General features: G+C 72.4%; 14 protein-coding genes and 1 other RNA gene. 5 read left to right on the forward strand and 10 right to left on the reverse strand.

Going from position 1 to position 15129, the window contains the following annotated elements:
* The first annotated feature begins 19 nt into the window (after positions 1 to 19).
* Positions 20 to 385: a thioredoxin gene (gene trxA, locus BJY28_RS15680; RefSeq protein ID WP_179463819.1), complete on the forward strand. Its 366-nt coding sequence runs from the start codon at positions 20 to 22 to the stop codon at positions 383 to 385.
* A gap of 80 nt (positions 386 to 465) precedes the next feature.
* Here the strand turns inward: trxA and ssrA are convergent.
* Positions 466 to 831, reverse strand: a transfer-messenger RNA (tmRNA) gene (ssrA, locus tag BJY28_RS15685).
* A 180-nt stretch (positions 832 to 1011) separates the two neighbouring features.
* On the opposite strand from ssrA, the gene BJY28_RS15690 reads away from it, so the two are divergent.
* Complete coding sequence (locus tag BJY28_RS15690) at positions 1012 to 1185, forward strand: CsbD family protein (protein WP_179463820.1); 174 nt, start codon at positions 1012 to 1014, stop codon at positions 1183 to 1185.
* Positions 1186 to 1327: 142 nt separating this feature from the next.
* Here BJY28_RS15690 and smpB read toward each other — a convergent pair whose 3' ends face one another.
* The 6 genes from smpB to BJY28_RS15720 form a co-directional block, all read right to left on the reverse strand.
* Positions 1328 to 1804, reverse strand: coding sequence for an SsrA-binding protein SmpB (gene smpB, locus BJY28_RS15695; RefSeq protein WP_179463821.1), 477 nt, complete (start codon positions 1802 to 1804; stop codon positions 1328 to 1330).
* A 146-nt stretch (positions 1805 to 1950) separates the two neighbouring features.
* Positions 1951 to 3348 (reverse strand): M23 family metallopeptidase, encoded by a 1398-nt coding sequence (locus BJY28_RS15700; RefSeq protein WP_179463822.1) that lies wholly within the window; start codon positions 3346 to 3348, stop codon positions 1951 to 1953.
* A 65-nt stretch (positions 3349 to 3413) separates the two neighbouring features.
* Positions 3414 to 4325: a permease-like cell division protein FtsX gene (gene ftsX / locus BJY28_RS15705; protein ID WP_179463823.1), complete on the reverse strand. Its 912-nt coding sequence runs from the start codon at positions 4323 to 4325 to the stop codon at positions 3414 to 3416.
* Entirely contained in the window at positions 4322 to 5176 is an 855-nt protein-coding gene (gene ftsE / locus BJY28_RS15710; protein ID WP_179463824.1) for a cell division ATP-binding protein FtsE, read from the reverse strand. Before ftsE ends, ftsX begins: the two co-directional genes overlap by 4 nt.
* A 146-nt stretch (positions 5177 to 5322) precedes the next feature.
* Positions 5323 to 6111 carry an ABC transporter permease gene (locus BJY28_RS15715; RefSeq protein ID WP_179463825.1) on the reverse strand — a complete coding sequence of 263 codons (789 nt, stop codon included), beginning with the start codon at positions 6109 to 6111 and terminating at the stop codon, positions 5323 to 5325.
* A complete protein-coding gene (locus BJY28_RS15720) occupies positions 6111 to 6881 on the reverse strand; it encodes an ABC transporter ATP-binding protein (protein WP_179463826.1) in 771 nt (256 codons plus the stop codon). The genes BJY28_RS15715 and BJY28_RS15720 overlap by 1 nt, the downstream gene beginning before the upstream one ends.
* Before the next feature lie 111 nt (positions 6882 to 6992).
* Between BJY28_RS15720 and BJY28_RS15725 the strand changes: the two genes are divergently transcribed.
* Together BJY28_RS15725 and BJY28_RS15730 are read left to right on the forward strand one after the other, a co-directional pair.
* Entirely contained in the window at positions 6993 to 8111 is a 1119-nt protein-coding gene (locus BJY28_RS15725) for a sensor histidine kinase (protein ID WP_179463827.1), read from the forward strand.
* On the forward strand, positions 8108 to 8770 hold the full coding sequence (locus BJY28_RS15730; RefSeq protein WP_179463828.1) for a response regulator: 663 nt from the start codon (positions 8108 to 8110) through the stop codon (positions 8768 to 8770). Before BJY28_RS15725 ends, BJY28_RS15730 begins: the two co-directional genes overlap by 4 nt.
* Positions 8771 to 8884: 114 nt before the next feature.
* Here BJY28_RS15730 and prfB read toward each other — a convergent pair whose 3' ends face one another.
* Positions 8885 to 9997 (reverse strand): peptide chain release factor 2, encoded by a 1113-nt coding sequence (prfB, locus tag BJY28_RS15735; RefSeq protein WP_179463829.1) that lies wholly within the window; start codon positions 9995 to 9997, stop codon positions 8885 to 8887.
* Between the two features lie 201 nt (positions 9998 to 10198).
* Between prfB and BJY28_RS15740 the strand changes: the two genes are divergently transcribed.
* Entirely contained in the window at positions 10199 to 11128 is a 930-nt protein-coding gene (locus tag BJY28_RS15740; protein ID WP_179463830.1) for a hypothetical protein, read from the forward strand.
* Between the two features lie 13 nt (positions 11129 to 11141).
* On the opposite strand, the gene BJY28_RS15745 is transcribed toward BJY28_RS15740, so the two are convergent.
* Together BJY28_RS15745 and smc are read right to left on the reverse strand one after the other, a co-directional pair.
* Positions 11142 to 11498: a hypothetical protein gene (locus BJY28_RS15745; RefSeq protein WP_179463831.1), complete on the reverse strand. Its 357-nt coding sequence runs from the start codon at positions 11496 to 11498 to the stop codon at positions 11142 to 11144.
* A 146-nt stretch (positions 11499 to 11644) separates the two neighbouring features.
* Positions 11645 to 15129 (reverse strand): chromosome segregation protein SMC (smc, locus tag BJY28_RS15750; RefSeq protein ID WP_179463832.1); only part of this gene is annotated, 3485 nt, incomplete at its 5' end.

The raw sequence follows: 15129 nt of genomic DNA on the forward strand, positions 1-15129 counted from the left end.
ACCGAACTAGGCTGGTGCCATGAGCTCCCCGATCGACCTGGACCTGGACGCCTTCAAGAGCACGGTGACCGAGGGCACCGTGCTCGTCGACTTCTGGGCGACCTGGTGCGGCCCGTGCCGTCAGTTCGCCCCGGTCTTCGAGTCGGCGGCGGAGGCCCACGAGGACGTCACCTTCGCCAAGGTGGACATCGACGAGAACCCGGAGCTCGCCGGCTCGCTGGGGATCACCTCGGTGCCGACGCTGATGGCCTTCCGCGACGGGATCCTCGTCCACCAGAGCGCCGGCGCGGTGCCGAAGGCGGCCCTGCAGCAGCTCATCGACGCGGTCGGCGACCTCGACATGGACCAGGTCCGTGCGGAGATCGCCGAGCGCCAGCAGGGCTGAGAGCGGCCACCCGCGACGCACGACGAGCCGGCCCCCTTCGTCATGGGGACCGGCTCGTCTCGTGCTGACGTGACCACTGTTGGTGGAGGTGGCGGGAATCGAACCCGCGTCCACTGACGGACGACCAGGACTTCTCCGGGCGCAGTGCGCTGTGGATTTTCTCGGCCCCAGGGCTCGCGCGCACACGTTCCCTGACAGGCCCAGTCGGGTGCGAGTCCCGCGCCGCCCCCCGACGAGGCGACGCAGCAAGTCCCCTAGCTGATGCCAGGCACTGAGTCGGGAACTAGCTCAGGCTGACAGACTTCGGGCTCGCTCAGGCGGCGAGGGCGAAGTCGGTGCGCTTGGAATCGGCACCTATTGATGTGCACGGGGCGTTGACGAGATGACCGTGCATCCTCGACCCGCTTCCCCTGATGGACCGGCCAGTGTCGAAACCGATCACCCCCATGAGGGTGGACACGTCACGCTGTGGAGTTGTGCTCGCAGTATCCCGTGGAACGCGCCCGTGACCAAACACATTCCCCTCCCCCAGCGTCCGTCCAGGTCGTGGGCCTATTCTGGTTCCAGGAGCCGGGTCCCGGTCCGCCGGTCGTCGGCGGCACCCGGCTCGTGATCAGGAGGTAGGCATGGGTCTGTCCGACAAGATCGAGAACACCAAGGACCAGGCGCTCGGCAAGGCCAAGGAGGCCGTCGGCGACGCTCGCGGCGACGACGAGATGAAGGCCGAGGGCCAGGCCCAGGAGACCAAGGGCGACGCCAAGCAGGCCGTCGAGAAGGGCAAGGACGCCCTCGGCGGCTGAGTCCCGTCGCACCCGATGCGTTAATCGGGTTACCCGATAACAGCTCGTTCCCCGGAGAAGCCTTCTCCGGGGAACGGCGCATTATCGGGTAACCCGATAAAGGGGAGGCGACCGGACGAGGGTCGGGGGCGGGCGAAGGGGGTCAGTCGCGGTGGCGGCCGAAGACGGCCCGCTCCGCCTCGCGCCGGTCCTGCCGCTCCCGCAGCGCGTGCCGCTTGTCGTAGCTCTTCTTGCCGGTGGCGGTGGCGATCTCGACCTTGACCCGGCCGTCGGTGAAGTACAGCGACAGCGGCACGACGGTCCGCCCGCTCCCCTGCAGCTGCGCGGCGATCTTGTCCAGCTGGTGCCGGTGCAGCAGCAGCTTGCGCCGCCGCCGCGGGGTGTGGTTGGTCCAGGTCCCCTGCACGTACTCCGGGATGTGCACCCCTTCGAGCCACAGCTCGTCGCGGTAGAAGGTGGCGTACCCGTCGACGAGGCTGGCCCGACCCATCCGCAGCGCCTTCACCTCGGTGCCCATGAGGGCGATCCCGGCCTCCCAGGTGTCCTCGATGATGTAGTCGTGGCGCGCCTTGCGGTTGCTGGCGACGACCTGCCGCCCGTCCTGCTTCTTCGTGGCCATCGCCGCTCATCCCCTTCGTCCTGGTCGTGGTGGGCCGACCGACCAGGATACCCCGCGGGCGCACCGACCGGCCACGCAGTTCCCGAGCCAGCCGCCCGGGCGCCCGGTGAGGTCGGACCGTCAGCGGCAGCGGCGGCGGGGTCCGCTCACAGCCAGCCGCGCGGGTCGACGGCGGTGCCGTTCTCCCGGACCTCGAAGTGCAGGTGGCAGCCCGTCGAGGAGCCGGTGGTGCCCTCGTAGCCGATGATGTCGCCCTTCTTGACCGACCCGGACCGGACCGCGAAGCGCTCCATGTGGTTGTAGGTGGTGGCCAGGCTGACGCCGTCCTTCACGCCGTGGTCGATGACGATCTGGTTGCCGTAGCCGCCGGTCGAGCCCGGGGGCAGCGCCGAGATGACCTCCCCGTCGGCGGCGGCGTAGACCGGGGCGCCGCAGCCGGCGGCGTAGTCGCGGCCGGCGTGCATCCGCCAGGTCTTCCAGATGGGGTGGAAGCGGTAGCCGTACTCGGAGGTGACCGAGCCGTTGGTCGGCGCGGCCAGCACCCCGGTGCCCGAGGGCGGCGCCGGGTTCGGGTCGTTGCTCCCGCTCTCCGCGGAGCTGGACTCGTCGGCCTGCTCGGCCTCCTCGGCCTGGCGGCGGGCCTCCTCCAGCCGGGCCTCCTCCCGCTCCCGAGCCTCGCGGATCCCGGCCTCACGGATCCGGGCGCGGCGGGCCCGCTCGGCGAGGATGTCGGCGAGCTCGTCGGACTCCGCCTCCAGGCTCTCCACCTGGTCGGACTCCTTCTCCCGCTCGTCGCTCAGCGTGCGGGCCTGCGAGCTCTGCCGGGACTCCAGGTCCTCCAGGTCCGACTCGGCGCTGTCGGCGGCGCTGCTGGCCTCACGGGCGTCGGCCAGCGCCGACTCCTTGGTGTCCTTGGCGTCCTTGGTCTTCTGCCGCAGCGCCTCGAGCTTGTCGCCCTTCGCGACGAGGTCGGCGCGCGAGGCACCGAGCTCGTCGAGCACGTCACCCTGGGCGCCGGAGACCGACTCAGCCATGACGATCCGGTCGACGGCCTCGTCCGGGGACTCCGCGCCGACCGCCACGGACAGCGACCCGAGACCCTGCTGCTGGTAGACCTGACCGGCGAAGTCGGCCACCGACTCCCGGGTCCGGGTGATCTCCGAGGAGGTCTTCTTCAGGTCGCGCTCGGCCTTGCGCTCGTCGGCCTGCGCGGCCTCCAGCGCTGCCGAGGCGTCCTCGTAGTCGCTCTGCGCGCTCTCCTCCGCCGCCTGCGCGTCCTTGGCGGCCTGCCGCGCCCCGGGCAGCTTGCCGCGGGTGGTCTTCAGGTCCTCCCACGCCTCGACCAGCGCGGTCGAGGTCTCGGAGAGGTTGCTGCGGGAGTCGGCCAGCTGGTCGTCGACCTTGCGCTTCTGGTCGGCCGGGTCGTCCGCGGCGTAGGCGGAGGTGCCGATGCCGGCGGCCAGGCACAGCGCCAGGACCGCGCTCGTGCGTCGACGGCGACGAGCGCGGGCTGAGGCGGGGGCGAGCGGCGTAGCAGGCTCCATCGCGGGCCACGCTAGCCGCTCCGACCGTCCTGGCGGGGCATCTTCGCGCAGGTCGGCGCGGCGGGTCACACCCGCAGGTAGCGCCACAGCGTGATCGTCGAGGTGACCACGGCGAGCAGCACCACCCCGCCGACGAGGAAGGGGGCGATCAGCCACACCTCGGTGGAGTCGATGAAGGCGGTCTGCGCCGAGGTCTCCAGCAGGTACTGGTCGAAGAGCGCCCATGCCGAGAGCCACAGCAGCCCCACCGCCAGCAGCGCCCCGACGAGCCCGGCCACCAGCGTCTCGAGGATGAAGGGGGTCCGGATCGTCCGGTTGGAGGCGCCGACGAGCTTCATGATGGCGATCTCCCGGCGCCGGGTGAAGGCGGCCTGCCGGATCGTCGTGGCCATGAGCAGCACGGCGGAGACGAGGGTGAGCGCGGCCAGGCCGACCATGACGGCGGTGACGATGTTGATCGCCCGGAAGAGCGGGGAGAAGACCTCCTGGAGGTTGGGCACGCTGGCCACCCCGGGCGCCCCCTCGAAGGCCTCGCTGACCGTCTCGTGCTGCTCGGGGTCGGAGAGCTGCACCCGGTAGCTCGGCGGGATGTCGCCGACCTCGATCTCCTCCTCGGCGACCTCGCTGTTGGCGTAGTCCTCCATGAAGCGGTCGTACGCCTCCTGCTCGGACTCGTAGTAGACCTCGCTGACCAGCGGGCGCATCTCCTGGAGCTGGGAGTCGATCGTCTCGCGCTGCTCCTCGGTGGCCGCGCCGGTGCTGCAGTTGGGCTGGCTGGAGCTGTCGGTGCACAGGTAGATCGAGACCTGCACCCGGTCGTACCAGTACCCCTTCATCTGCGAGACCTGCTGCTGGGCGAGCAGCCCGACCCCGAGGAGGTAGAGGGAGATCATCGTCACCAGGACCACGGAGACGGCGACGGACTTGTTGCGCCGCAGCCCGTACCAGGCGTCGGCGAGCACGGTGGACGGTCTCATCGGTGCGCCTCCGGGTCGTCGGGGTCGTCCCACATGTCCCAGTCGTCGGCGGTGACCTCGCCGAGCGGGGCCTCCTCCATCGGGTCGCGGTCCTCGGGATCGACCTGCTCGTCGTCGGTCTCGGCCCGCTCGGTCTCGCGCTCGTCCCGGTCCCGGGAGTCGACCACCTTCGGCACGTAGGAGCCGGCCTCCTCGTCACGGACGACGACGCCGTCCTCGAGCTCGACGACGCGCTGGCGCATCTCGTCGACGATCGAGTTGTCGTGGGTGGCCATGACGACGGTGGTGCCGGAGGCATGGATGCGGCCGATGAGCCGCACGATCTCCAGGCTGGTGGCCGGGTCGAGGTTGCCGGTGGGCTCGTCGGCCAGCAGCACCGGCGGGTTGTTGACCACCGCGCGGGCGATGGCCACCCGCTGCTGCTCGCCGCCGGAGAGCTCGTGCGGGAAGCGCTTGCCCATGTCGGCCAGGCCGACGAGCTCGAGGGTCTCCGGGACGAGCGCGCGGATGGCGCGGCGGGGCCGGCCGATGACCTGCAGGGCGAAGGCGACGTTCTGCGAGACGGTCTTGTTCGGCAGCAGCCGGAAGTCCTGGAAGACGGTGCCGACCTGGCGGCGCAGCTGGGGCACCTTGCGGTGCGGCATCCGGCGCAGGTCGTGGCCGCCGACGAGGATCCGCCCGCTGCTGACCTGCTCCTCGCGGATCGCCAGGCGCATCAGGGTGGACTTGCCGGAGCCGGAGGCCCCGACGACGAAGACGAACTCGCCGCGGTCGATGTTGATGTCCACGTCGTCCAGCGCCGGGTGCTTCTGGCGCGGATAACGCTTGGTGACGTTCTCGAATCGGATCATCAGCGGTACGGGGCCTCAGGGGAGGAAGGGGGCGGACGGCCGCCTGCAGGATATGTCGCCTCCCCGCTCCCCCGTGACACCGCCCGTGACCTCGGCGCGTTCGGCCCGGTGACCGGAGGACCTGAGCCCCTCGGGCCGGGACCGGCTCACTGCCAGCGGAAGAGCCGCACCCCCACGAGGAGGCCGACGACCCCGGTGACCGCCAGCGCGAGCAGCTGATCGCCGTCGGGGACCGTCCCCACCCAGGCCGCCCCGATGACGTCGATCCCGGCGCCGAAGGGCAGGTACCCCCCGATCTCGGCGAGCCGGTCCGGCAGGGCATCGCGGCTGCCGAAACCACCCCCGAGCGCCATGATCGCGAAGAAGGTCACGAGACCGATCGCGACCGAGGAGCTCGGGGTGGGCGAGACGGCGGCGACGATCATCCCGATCGCGTACATCGCGGCCGCGGTCAGCGCGACCGTGCCCAGGGTCGCCAGCGGGTTCTCCGGGAGCTCGACGTCGAAGGCCAGCACCGCCGTTCCCACCGCGAGCCCGATCCCGATCGCCGACTGGGCGATGCTCACGAGCACCTGGGCGACGAGCACCATCATCGGGTGCGCCGGCGACGCGGACAGGCGACGCAGGACCCCGGTGCGGCGATGGGTCGCGAGGAAGGAGGGCATGTTCACCACCCCGACGAGCGCCATGACCATCGTCAGGGTCAGCGGGACGACATAGCCCTCGAGCGCCGACATCCCGCCGAAGGCCGCGGCGGAGTCGGCACGGTCCTCCTCGGTGACACCGAGGGAGGTCATGACCATGATGAGCACGGGCATGCCGAGGGGGATGACGAGGCCGGGCGTGTCCCGGGCGACGATCTTGCCCTCGCTCACGGCCAGTCTCCACCAGGCCCCGATCCCCGGGCGGACGGCGGGCAGGTCGGTGGTCGTCATCAGCGGGCCTCCTCGAGGTCCTCGAGATCCGGGGGTTCGGGTGCCTGGCCGGTGAGGGCCAGATAGGCGTCCTCGAGGGTGGCGCCCTTGGCACGGGAGCCGGGAGCGAGGGCACGGTCGACGAGCCCGGTCGGTGTGTCGTCGGCGACGACCCGACCCCCGTCCACGAGGACGACGCGGTCGCAGAGCCGCTCGACCTCCTCCATGAGGTGCGACACGAGCACGACCGTCGTCCCGTCCTCGCGCAGCCGCTCGACGACCTGCCAGATGTCGCGTCGTCCCCGGGGGTCGAGGCCGCTCGTCAGCTCGTCGAGCAGGGCGATGCGCGGGCGACCGACGAGGGCCAGGGCGAGCGAGAGCCGTTGTGCCTGACCGCCGGAGAGCTCCTTGAAGCGCTTCCGCCGCTTCTTCTCCAGGCCGACGTCGGCGATCAGGCGGTCGACGTCGGCGCCCTCGCGGTAGAAGGAGCGGTAGAGCGACAGCGCCTCCCCCACCTCGAGGTCGTCCGGGAGCATCGCCTCCTGCAGCTGCATCCCCACGACCGGCCTCAGTCGGCTCCGGTCCCGCCGGGGGTCCAGGCCGAGGACGTGGACCTCCCCTTCGTCCGGGGCCCGCAGGCCGCCGATGCACTCGACGGCCGTGGTCTTGCCAGCACCGTTGGGGCCCAGGATCCCGAGGATCTCGCCCTTCTCGACACGCAGGTCGATCCCGGCCAGCGCCGTCGTGTCGCCGTACCTCTTGACCATGCCGTCCACCTCGATGACTGTCATGCCTCGACGCTACGAAGGGGAGGCCGGGCCCCGCGCGTGCCGGAGGTCATGACCCAGACCCATGACTTCCGGCAGGTGGGGTGGCGGGGCGACCGCCCTAGGGTGGCGCCCATGGAGAACCGGTCGGATGTCGTCGCCAGCGTCGTCCTGGCCGGCGTGGTCATGCTCGTCGGCGCCCCGGTCGCGATCCTCCAGGCGTCTGGTGGCGACCCGACCGCGGGTCCGTGGTGGCTGTGGTGGGTCTGCTACGCGGCCTACATCGCGTGCACCGTCGCGACGGTGTGGGTCACCGAGTCCGGTCACCGGGGCCGGGGTACCTGGCTCGGCATCGCGGCGATGACGGCCACGGGGATCGCCGTCTACCTCCTCGGCTCGCCGGGGTGGACAGCCATCCTCCTCGTCCTCACCGCCGCCATCGCGGCCCACTACCTGCCGTGGGGACCTGTCCTCGCGGTCGTCGCCGTGCAGACCCTCGTCATCCCTCTGCCGTCGCTCCCGGGAGCGCCTCCCTGGGAGCTCATCCTCGGTGCGGCGATCTACGGCGGGCTCCAGATGCTCAGCGTGGCGGCCGTATGGATCCAGCTGCGGGAGACCGCGATGCGCCGCGAGCTGGCGGTCGCCAACACCGAGCTCCGGGCGACGACCGCCCTCCTCGCGGAGACGAGCCGAACGGCCGAACGACTGCGGATCTCCCGGGAGCTGCACGATGTCGTCGGGCACCAGCTCACCGCCCTCGTCCTCGAGCTCGAGGTGGCCGGGCACCACGCCGCGCCGCCCGCCCGCGAGCACGTCGCCCGCGCCCGCAGCCTCGCGAAGGACCTCCTCGGGGACGTCCGTTCGACCGTCGGCGGGCTACGGGAGCAGCAGCCTCCCCTTCGCGCTGCGCTCGAGCTCCTGGTCGCGGACCTGCCCCGCCCGCACGTGCACCTGGCCATCGACGAGGAGCTGCTGCTCGAGGAGGAGCAGGCTGCGACCTTCATCCGCTGCGTCCAGGAGATCGTCACCAACGCGATCCGCCACTCGGGGGCGGAGCACCTGTGGATCGAGATCGCGCGTGACGACGCGGGCGGTGCGACCCTCCACGCCTTCGACGACGGACGTGGTGCTGCCCGCTTCGTCCCGGGCCACGGTCTCTCCGGGATGACCGAGCGCTTCGAGCAGGTGGGCGGCGGGGTGGCCTTCGACCCGGCTGGCGGGTTCACCGTGGATGCCCGGGTGCCCGCTCGATGATCCGCGTGTGCGTCGTCGACGACCAGACCCTGGTCCGGGTCGGGTTGCGCAGCCTGCTCGACCTGTCCGAGCAGGTGACGGTCAGCGCCGAGGCGGCCGACGGTGACGAGGCCCTGGAGATCGTCCGGGCCGACCCTCCGGACGTGCTGCTCCTCGACCTGCGGATGCCGGGTCTCGACGGCATCGGCACCCTCGAGGCCCTGGCGGCCGAGGGGATCGAGGTACCGGTCCTCGTGCTCACGACCTTCGACGACGACGAGCTCGTACTGCGGGCGCTGCGAGCCGGTGCCCGCGGATACCTCCTCAAGGACGTCACCCTCGACCACCTCGTGGGGGCGATCGAGGCGATCGCCGCCGGCGACCGGGTCGTCCAGCCAGGGCTGACCGACCGGGTCGTGCGCTCCCTCGGGCAGCTCCCGGGCAACGGCGACGCGGACCTGCTGGTGCAGGAGCCACTGACCTCGCGCGAGACAGAGGTGCTCCGGCTCCTCGCGAGCGGCTGGTCCAACCGGGAGATCGCCGAGGGGCTCCACCTCGCTGAGGGGACGGTGAAGAACCACGTCTCCGGGGTGCTGCTCAAGCTCGGCGTCCGTGACCGTACGCGCGCGGTGCTCCGGGCCCTGCAGCTCGGGCTCCTGGGCGAGGACGGGCCCCGATGAAGCCGCCACAGCCCACCTCCGCGGCGTATCCTCGCGCCGCCGGTGTCAGCGTCTGCTCGCCTGTACCACGACACGACGTCGTCCGGACGGGGACGTGGTCACACAGGTCGGCGATCAGTCCTCGGACCTGGCCTGCTCGATCCGCCAGCGCACGCCCGCCTCGATGAAGGCGTCGATGTCGCCGTCGAAGACCGCGCTCGGGTTGCCGGTCTCGTGCTCGGTGCGCAGGTCCTTGACCATCTGGTACGGGTTGAGCACGTAGGAGCGCATCTGGTCGCCCCAGCTGGCCTTGATGTCGCCGGCGAGCTCCTTGCGCTCGGCGGCCTCCTCGGCCTTCTTGAGGAGCAGCAGCCGGGACTGCATGACCCGCAGGGCCGCGGCCCGGTTCTGGATCTGGGACTTCTCGTTCTGCATGGAGACGACGGTGCCGGTGGGGATGTGCGTCATCCGCACGGCGGAGTCGGTGGTGTTGACGCTCTGCCCGCCGGGCCCGGAGGAGCGGAAGACGTCGATCTTGAGGTCGTTCTCCGGGATGTCGATGGAGTCGGTGCTCTCGATGACCGGGATGACCTCGACGGCGGCGAAGGAGGTCTGCCGGCGACCCTGGTTGTCGAAGGGCGAGATGCGCACGAGGCGGTGGGTTCCCCCTTCGACCGAGAGGTTGCCGTAGGCGTAGGGCACGTTGACCTCGAAGGTCACCGACTTCAGCCCGGCCTCCTCGGCGTAGGAGGTGTCCATGACCTTCGTCGGGTAGCCGTGCCGCTCGGCCCAGCGCAGGTACATCCGCATGAGCATCTCGGCGAAGTCGGCGGCGTCCACCCCGCCGGCGCCGGCGCGGATCGTCACGACCGCCTCGCGCTCGTCGTACTCGCCGGAGAGCATGGTGCGCACCTCGAGCTCGCCGATGCTCTTCTTCAGCCGGGCCAGCTCGGTCTCGGCCTCGGCGAGGGTCTCGGCGTCGCCCTCCTCGGTGCCCATCTCGGCGAGCACCTCGACGTCGTCGATCCGCGAGTCCATGCCCTTGATCCGCTCGACCTCGGCGCGGGCGCGCTGCATGGCCGAGGTGATCCGCTGCCCGTTCTCCGGGTCGTCCCAGATCGTCGGGTCGGCCGACTGCTGCTCCAGGTCGGCGATCTGCGCCTCGAGCTTGGGGACGTCGGTGACCTCGCGCACCGAGTCCATGGTCGCGCGCAGGTCCTGGATCTCCTGGGTGAAGTCGACAGCCACGAAGGGTGAGACTACCCGCGGCGCGCGGTGGCACCGCCATCGCACGCGCCCGACCACCGCACCGTGCGCCGCCGTCCCCAGCGGTCCCGTCGTCCAGCGCGACAGGTCGGCTCAGCGTTGTTACGTTGACGACGGACCGGTCACGGCAGGGGACGCCGTCGGACCGGGCGCACGGACACGCAGACGACAGAAGGGGACACGATGGAGACACCGGCCACGCTCGAGGAGGCAGCGCCGCTGCTGCGACCCCGCGCCATGGGTGCGGTGCCGATGGCATCCATGGACCGGCGGATCGCTCAGGCCAGCGCGGAGCACGGGGTCGATCCCGGGTCCGGCCGGTACCTGTCCGCGCCGCTGGTGGCCGACATCAGCCTCGGCGTGTACCTGTCCTACCCGGAGACCAACGTGCCCATCACCAACGGGCAGGTCCAGGAGTGGGGGACGACGCCGCAGCAGGTGCTGGGCACGGCCCTGGAGACGGCCCGCCGCCTGGATCACCGCGCCGAGGGCATCGACGGCTGCATGGTGGTCCAGGCCGAGGGGGTCCCGGGGCTGCTGCTGGCCTCGCCGAGCATCATCGTCAAGGGCCTGACGGACGGTCGACCCGCCGTCGTGCTCGCCCCCACGCCCGAGTCCCTCATCGTCGCCCCCCGGGACGACCGGGCCGCGCTGGAGACCGCTGCGGACCTGGCGCTGCAGCTGCTCCAGCAGGAGCCGCGCGGCGCGCTCTCCCCCACCGCCCTGACCACCGACGGTGCGGACTGGTCGGTCTTCACCTACCCCACGGACTCCTTCACCTACGGCCAGATGGCCCGCTACTGGTGGATGCTGCAGTACAGCCAGGCCAAGCCCCAGCTCGAGGAGCTGGTCGAGGAGACCGAGACCGCCGACACCATGGTCTCGGACTTCAAGGTGGGCGAGCACCAGGAGACCGGCCGCTACCAGACCTTCGCCACGGTGGTCGCGGACCACCCGACGCTGGTGCCGTCATCGTGCGACGAGGTCGTGCTCGTCGCGGCCGACGGCTCGGCCGAGACCCGCGCCTTCGCCGAGCTGGCGAGCAGCACCGATCTGCTGCAGCCGGTCCCGGACTTCGTCCCGCCCTACCACCGGATCCAGATGCCGGCCTGAGCGGCGCGACGGCTCAGCCGAGGAGCAGGGCCGCGGACTCCACGCCGGCGCACGGTCCGCCGACGAGGCCGAGGCCGCGGACCACGAGCAGGATCACCAGCAGCACGGTCACCCCCACGACGCCGGCAGCGAGCCCGGCCGGCGGAGGGGTCCGGGAGCGGGAGGCCGCGATCGCGCCCACCCCGAGCAGCACGACGGTGATCGCGGCGGCGGCGAGCTTGCCGAGGTCGAGGTAGGAGCACTCGACCATCACCCCGTTGACGGTGCGTGAGTTGCTGCTGCTCAGGCTGCACACCTGGAAGAACAGCGCGATCCCCACCGCGAACCGCCACGCGACCGGCGTCCGCTCCCACATCTCCGACACTGCCATCTCGATCCCCTGCTCTCGTCGGTACGTCAGCCCTCCTGCGGGGCCGTCGAGAGCGAACGTATGCACCGCAGCGGCAACGTGCGATGGGGAGGGCTCCCCGGCAGGGCGATTCGCTCAGCCGGGGCCCGGCTCAGGCCGGGCGCGGCTCAGGCGGGGGCGGGCTCGACGTCCCGAAGCCGCTGGCTGACCAGGGTGGTGATGCCGTCGCCGCGCATGGAGACGCCGTAGAGCGCGTCGGCGACCTCCATCGTCTTCTTCTGGTGGGTGATGACGATGAGCTGGCTGGAGCCGCGCAGCTCCTCGAAGAGGGTGATCAGCCGGCCGAGGTTGGTGTCGTCCAGGGCCGCCTCGACCTCGTCCATGATGTAGAAGGGCGACGGCCGCGCCTTGAAGATCGAGACGAGCAGCGCCACCGCCACCAGCGAGCGCTCCCCGCCGGAGAGCAGCGAGAGCCGCTTGACCTTCTTGCCCGGCGGTCGGGCCTCGACCTCGATCCCGGTGGTGAGCATGTCCTCGGGGTCGGTGAGCACGAGCCGCCCCTCACCGCCGGGGAAGAGGCGACCGAAGACCCCTTCGAACTCCCGGGCGGTGTCGGCGAAGGCCTCGGCGAAGACCTGCTCGACCCGCTCGTCGACCTCGGCGACGATCGCCAGCAGGTCCTCCTTGCTGCGGCGCAGGTCCTCCAGCTGGGTGGTGAGGAAGGTGTGCCGCTCCTCCAGCGCCGCGAACTCCTCCAGCGCCAGCGGGTTGACCTTGCCGAGGGCCTTGAGGCCGCGCTCGGCGGTGCGCAGCCGCTTCTCCTGGATCTCGCGGACGTAGGGCGCGGGCTCGGGAAAGTCCTCGGACTCCGGGTCCTCGTCCGGTCCGGCGACGTGCGGCACGGCCTGGTGCGGCCCGTACTCCTCCATGAGGGTGTCCGGGTCGACGCCGAGCTCCTCGATCGCCTTGGTCTGCAGCTGCTCGATGCGGGCGGTCTGCTGGGCGCGGGCCACCTCGTCGCGGTGCACGTCGTCGGTGAGCTGGCGCAGCTGGTCCTGCTGCTCGGTCAGGGCGGTGCGCAGGCCGGCGAGGCCGCGCTCCCGCTCGGCCCGCTCAGCCTCGGCGGCGTCCCGCAGCCGGCCGGCCTCGGCGGCCGCCGCGACGACGCGCTGGTGACCCCAGCGGGCCGCCTCCTGCACCGCAGCAGCGATCTCGGCCTCGCGGCGGCGACGCTCGCGGCGCTCGGCCAGCCGCTGCCGGGCGGCGATCTCGTTGCGGGCGGCGCCCTCCAGCGACTCGGCCCGGCCGTGCAGGGCCCGTGCCCTCTCCTCGGCGGTGCGCAGGCTCAGGCGCACCTCGGTCTCGGCGGTGCGGGCGGCGCCGGCCTCGAGGTCGAGGCGCTCGCGCTGGTCGGGGGTCTCCTCGGTCGACTCCTCCGGCGGCGCGGTCTCGGCGTCGTGCAGGCGTCGCTCCAGCTCGGCGAGCTCGGCGCGGTCGCTGGCCAGGGTCTCCTCGGCGGTGGTGATCGCGGCCCGCGTGCGCTCGGCCTCGGCACGGGCCGAGCGGGCCGAGGTGCCCAGGTCGCCGAGGCGCTCGGCGACCGCGGCCATCCGGGCGTCGGACTCGTGCAGCGACTCCAGCGCGGCGTCGCGGGCGCGCTCGGCCTCGGTCAGGGTGCTGCGGGCGGTGGACAGCGCGAAGCCGGCCTCCTCGCCCCGTCGGGTCGCGGAGGTGACGGTCTCGCGGGCCTCGTCGACGGCGGACTGGATCTCCAGCAGGCTGGGCGCGGCGCTGGAGCCGCCGCGGACCACGCCAGGCCCGTAGACGTCCCCCTCCGAGGTCACGGCGGTGACCGGGCCGGTGCCGCCTGCTCCGCCGACGCTGCCTGCGCCGTTGGCCTCGCGGACGAGGTCGAGGGCGTCGCCGGTGTCGCGCACGAGGGCCACCCGCTCGAGCACCTGGGCGACCGCGGGGCGGACCCCGTCGGGGGCGTCGACGACGTCGACCGCCCAGACCGCCCCGTCGGGCAGGGCGGGCCAGGCGTCGCGGTCGGGAGCCGCGGCGGTGGCGCCGACCACCAGGGTGGCCCGGCCGGCGTCGTCGGCGCGCAGCCGGGCGATGGCCTTCGTCGCGCCCTCGAGCGAGCCGACGGCGAGCGCGTCGGAGGCCCAGCCGAGCGCGGCGGCTACCGCGGCCTCGTGACCGTCGCGGACGTCGACGAGCTCGGCGAGCGACCCGAGGATGTCGTGCTCCCCGTCGCCGCTCTCGCGCAGCGCCTCGGCGCCGTCCTTGCGGCGCAGGCTCAGCTCGAGCGCCTCCAGCCGGGCCTGCGCGGAGGCTCGCTGCTGCTCGGCCTCGCGCTGGGTCTCGACGAGCCGGTCGACCTCGCTGGCAGCCTCGCCGTGGGCGCTCTCGGCACGCTCGTAGGCGGCGTCCAGCCCCTCTTCGCTGCCCTCCTCGGCGGCGATGGTGCTCTCCAGCCGGGTGAACTCCTGGTCGGCCTCCTCGGCCCGGGCGAGCGCCTTGTCGACGGCCTCGCCGAGCCGGGCGATCTCGGCCTCGCCGGCCTCGACCCGGCTGCGGCGGCTGCCCACCTGCCCGGAGAGGCGGGCCAGCCCTTCGCGCCGGTCGGCGGCGGCCTGGGCGAGCGCGGCGACCCGTCGCTGCTCCTGGGCGAAGGCGGCCTCGGCGGCCTCGCGCGCAGCCACCGCGTCGGTGAGCTGGTCGGTGATCGCGGCGATCTCGGTGCGCAGCGCGTCCTCGTCGGCGCGGGCCTGCGCGGCCTGGGCGCGCAGCGCCTCGGGGTCGCGGCCGGTGGTGGTCTCCTCCTCGTCGTCCGCGCCGAGCAGGCGGACCCTCTCGGCGGCCAGCGAGGCGGTCGAGGCGAGGCGCTCGGCGAGGGTGTCCAGGCGCGCGGCACGGCTGCGGGCCTCGGCGAGCTCGGCGGCGGCGCCGGCCCCGGCCTGCTCGACCTCCTCGATCCGGGTGCGGGCATCGAGGACCTGCTGCCTCAGGGCGGCGCGGCGCTCGAGCATGGCCCGCTCGTCGGCGACCTCCTGCTCCAGCGCGGAGGTCATCTGCACGAGGTCGTCGGCGAGCAGCCGCAGCCGGGCGTCGCGGGCGTCGGCCTGGATCACCGCGGCGCGGCGGGCGGCCTCGGCCTGGCGGCCCAGCGGGCCGAGCTGACGGCGGATCTCGCTGGTGAGGTCGGCGACCCGGGAGAGGTTGGTCTCCATGGCCTCGAGCTTGCGCAGCGCCTTCTCCTTGCGCTTGCGGTGCTTGAGGACCCCGGCGGCCTCCTCGATGAAGCCGCGCCGGTCCTCGGGGGTGGCCCGCAGCACGGAGTCGAGCTGGCCCTGGCCGACGATGACGTGCATCTCGCGGCCGATGCCGGAGTCCGACAGCAGCTCCTGGATGTCCAGCAGCCGGCAGCCGGTGCCGTTGATGGCGTACTCGCTGCCGCCGTTGCGGAACATCGTGCGGCTGATCGTCACCTCGGTGTAGTCGATCGGCAGCGCACCGTCGGTGTTGTCGATGGTCATCGTCACCTCGGCGCGGCCCAGCGGCGCGCGGCCGGAGGTGCCGGCGAAGATGACGTCCTCCATCTTGCCGCCGCGCAGGCTCTTGGCGCCCTGCTCGCCCATCACCCAGG

Source organism: Janibacter alkaliphilus, from assembly GCF_013408565.1.
Lineage (GTDB): Bacteria > Actinomycetota > Actinomycetes > Actinomycetales > Dermatophilaceae > Janibacter > Janibacter alkaliphilus.